General features: G+C 77.8%; 1 protein-coding gene. It reads right to left on the minus strand.

The genetic code is table 11. From position 1 onward, the window contains the following. Positions 1-729: DEAD/DEAH box helicase (locus tag FNQ90_RS25655; RefSeq protein WP_323380187.1), on the minus strand; the 729-nt coding region annotated here is incomplete at both ends.

The following is a 729-nucleotide window of genomic DNA, read 5'->3' on the forward strand; positions in this document are numbered from 1 at the left end:
GTTCCCGCCCGCGCCCCGAGCCGTTCGGTGACCAGCGCCGCGACCCGGCCGATCTCGCCCGCGCCCGGCAGGAAGCACAGCACGTCGCCGGGCCCCTCTCCCAGGGCCCGCACGGTGGTGTCCGCGACGTGTCGCAGCAGGGCGGGGTCGACCGAGGTGCCCCGGGCCGGGCGAACCGGGCGCGGCGGTGGGCACCACACCTCCTCCACCGGGTGGGAGACGCCCCGCACCCCGACCACGGGCGCCTCCAGCAGTCGGGCCCACAGGGTGGTGTCGGTGGTGGCGGAGGCGGCGATCAGCCGCAGCTCGGGGCGCAGGGTGGCCCGCACGTCCAGCAGGAACGCCATCGCGGTGTCCGCGTCCAGGTGCCGTTCGTGGCACTCGTCGAGCAGGACGGTGCCCACTCCCGGCAGTTCGGGGTCCCGGTGCAGCCGCCGAAGCAGGACCCCGGTGGTCACCACCTCCACCCGGGCGCCGGGCCCGGCCCGGCGCTCCCCGCGCACGGTCCACCCGACCCGACCGCGCGGACCGGCCTCCTCGCCGAGCAGCCAGGCGATGCGTCGGGCCGCCGCCCGTACGGTCATCCGGCGTGGTTCGACCACCAGGACACGTCCGGTCGTCCCGGCGGGGGCCGGGAGGTCGGGGAGCAGTCCGGCGAGCACCGGGGGGACCAGCGTCGTCTTACCGGTGCCGGGCGGGGAGTGGAGCACGGCGGCGCCGGCGGACTCC

Source organism: Streptomyces alkaliphilus (assembly GCF_014141535.1).
Taxonomy (GTDB): Bacteria; Actinomycetota; Actinomycetes; order Streptomycetales; family Streptomycetaceae; genus Streptomyces; species Streptomyces alkaliphilus.